This window comes from Streptomyces sp. M2CJ-2 (assembly GCF_016757295.1).
Lineage (GTDB): Bacteria > Actinomycetota > Actinomycetes > Streptomycetales > Streptomycetaceae > Streptomyces.
The window spans coordinates 1-2,518 of record NZ_JAESIF010000186.1; the positions used below are offsets into that span (position 1 = coordinate 1).

General features: G+C 68.6%; 3 protein-coding genes. 1 reads left to right on the forward strand and 2 read right to left on the reverse strand.

Annotated features, from left to right (window positions below):
* Window positions 1-27: 27 nt before the first annotated feature.
* Together JL475_RS38565 and JL475_RS38570 are read right to left on the reverse strand one after the other, a co-directional pair.
* Window positions 28-240, reverse strand: coding sequence for a transposase (locus tag JL475_RS38565; RefSeq protein ID WP_237409478.1), 213 nt, complete (start codon window positions 238-240; stop codon window positions 28-30).
* A 404-nt stretch (window positions 241-644) separates the two neighbouring features.
* Entirely contained in the window at window positions 645-1,235 is a 591-nt protein-coding gene (locus JL475_RS38570; protein ID WP_202282858.1) for a kinase, read from the reverse strand.
* 134 nt (window positions 1,236-1,369) lie between these two features.
* On the opposite strand from JL475_RS38570, the gene JL475_RS38575 reads away from it, so the two are divergent.
* Window positions 1,370-2,323 (forward strand): hypothetical protein, encoded by a 954-nt coding sequence (locus tag JL475_RS38575; RefSeq protein WP_202282859.1) that lies wholly within the window; start codon window positions 1,370-1,372, stop codon window positions 2,321-2,323.
* The last annotated feature ends 195 nt before the right edge of the window (window positions 2,324-2,518 follow it).

Consider the following 2,518-nt stretch of genomic DNA (forward strand, 5'->3'; position numbering starts at 1 on the left):
GTAAAACGACCAGACGTCCCGAGAGCATCACTGAACGGAATCAGTCCAAAGGTCGCAAAGGTTAAATTTCAAGCTGAGGGCGACCAGGTGGTCCAGCAGGCCGTGGGTGGCCCCGGCTCCGTCCACGCGGACGATGAACTTCGTGCTGGAGGAGCGTGGGATTTGGGCCAACGCCGCGAGGAGGACACGCAGATGATCGGCGACCGTGTTCGCGCCGGCGTTGCCGGGGCGCAGTTCCATGGCCAGGCACTCGTCGATGTTCGCGCACCAGGGGTCTGTACGGTGAGCGATGGGTACCAGTGGTGCGATGGTGAGCGGTAGCGGGATACCGGCGGGCCCCGACGGCCGCCCCCAGCCCCTCCCTGCCAGCCTTGGGTGCGACACCCTGCGCTGGCGGGGAGGACGGCCCCGCCGCCCGGCCTCGAGGCCAAGGCGACGGAACACCCCCGCGTCGGCGGGGAGGACGGCGGCTCCCTCTACTCCATGCGCCTGGACCACGGAACACTCCCGCGTCGGCGGGGAGGACTACGCGTTGTCGGCCCGCACCTGCTGGGGAACCGGAACACCCCCGCGGCCAGCATCCGGCAGGTCCGCAAACCTCCTGGCGCGGAATCGGAGACGTCCTGCACCAGCATCCGATGTCCTCAGCGGTCGATGGCCGGCACCCGGTCCAGGCCGGTCTCGCGCATGATGCGCTCCACGGTCTCGCTCAGGGTGCTGCCGGCGCCGATGACGGCCTCGACCTCGCCGAGCAGCAGGTCCCGCTCGCGGTACCACTCACGCAGGTGCTGGTCGGTGACCTGGGCCAGATACGCCGGATCGGGCTTTGTCGCATGCCGAACGAGCGTTTCCTGGAGAGGCACGTCCAGGTAGTAGCAGCGAGAGGTGCCCCGGTGGTCGCGAACGAGGTCCTCAAGCATCGCGCCGTAGCGGTCGGCATACAGGATTCCCTCGACGACCGTGTGGAATCCGGCGTCCAGCGCGTAGCGGGCTGTCATGCCGATCAAGCCGATGTTGGCTGCGCCGGGCCGGTCGCGCTCGCGCAGCACGACGCGGCGCAAGTTGTCCTGGCCGACCAGGGCCAGGTTGCGGCCGAACCTCTCGCGCAGGCGAGCTGCGATGGACGACTTCCCCGAGGCACTGTTGCCGCGCAGGACGATCAGCCGGGTCTCTTCAGTTCCTACCAACACGACGGGCACGATACTGACGGCCGCTGACACCAGGGGCCATCTCATACTGGACGGCGCGGGAGCCGGCCGCCTCGAGGGCGGCCAGGCTGACCGGCCCGCTCACCACCCGCTGGTGAACGTGGGTGGCCTACTGTGTGAGGGGCCCTGTCCTGCATCCGATCAGCAAGGAGCATCAGGCCGTGAACGTCGAGATCCCCCCGGACGTACGCGACACCGCCTCCCAGCTCGGGGCCGGCGTTTCCTACGCGTTGAAGGCCCTGGCCGGCCAACTGGCCGATGACCCTGACATGGGCCGGCCCTCCGGGCTGCCCGGCATCCTCACCGTGACGGTCGACGGCGACATGTTCGAGGACTGCCCTGACCTGTCCGTCGGCTACATCCGTGAGCCGGATCGGATCGAGATTCGCTACCTGAGGCCCGCGCCCCCCGCTGAGTCCTCCCCCGATGCCCCTGACCAGGACCAGGAGCCGGGCCGAGACCAGGGCCAGCCTGCCGACACTGTCGCCGCCGCGGTCGCTGTACGGGAGATCGCCGATGCCTGGCACCGAATTTCCCGCTGGCTGCAGCACCATGCGCCCGACTCCTACGCCGCGCTCCGTACCGGTGCCAACCCCGCTGCCATCGCCGCTCTGGAAGGCGACCTCGGCATTCAGATACCCGTCGGGCTGCGGGTCCTGTGGTTGCTGACCGCGGGTGACGACGGGGCCAACGGCTGGGGATGCCTGCCCGGCAACCGGGCTCTGATGAACCTGGACGCCGTGGCCGCCGTCTACCGGCTGAAGATGGACTCCCAGGCCCACCAGGACACTCTCAACGTCCGCCGCCCCGAGGACGACCGGATCACCGTGTGGAAGCCCACCTGGATTCCGGTGGTCTCCTACGGTTCGGCTGACCGCACATCGGGCCTGTACTTGGATGCCGCGACCGGATACCTGGGCCGCTGGTCCCGCTACAACGAAGTCGCAGGCGATGAACTCGACACGCTGGCCACCTACCTGGAAGAGGCTGCCGACATGCTCGAAGCCCCGGCCCTGGCCACCCGGGACAAGCCCGGCCTGATCGGTGGGGCGCTGGTGTGGCGCAGCAGTATCGATCCTGCGGGGGAAGACCGGTGGCAGCCCCTAGCCGGCTGACCACGCACGAGAAGGGGGGCAGCCCACTCCTCGGGCAGGTCCTTCCACTGCAGCCCATGACGCACCTTGTAGAGGGATGCCTCGAACGCCACCCGAGGCGGAACGATGCGAGTCTTCTACTAGGGCTTGGTTAGGTTGGGGCGGGTTCGGCATGTCGGGTCGGCTTCAGGGATCTTCGGCAGGTCGGGCACGTCC

Bases quoted from the DNA above. Each gene is read 5' to 3' on its own strand.
- JL475_RS38565 (WP_237409478.1), bottom strand. From the start codon at position 240: ATGGAACTGCGCCCCGGCAACGCCGGCGCGAACACGGTCGCCGATCAT.
- JL475_RS38570 (WP_202282858.1), bottom strand. From the start codon at position 1,235: ATGAGATGGCCCCTGGTGTCAGCGGCCGTCAGTATCGTGCCCGTCGTG.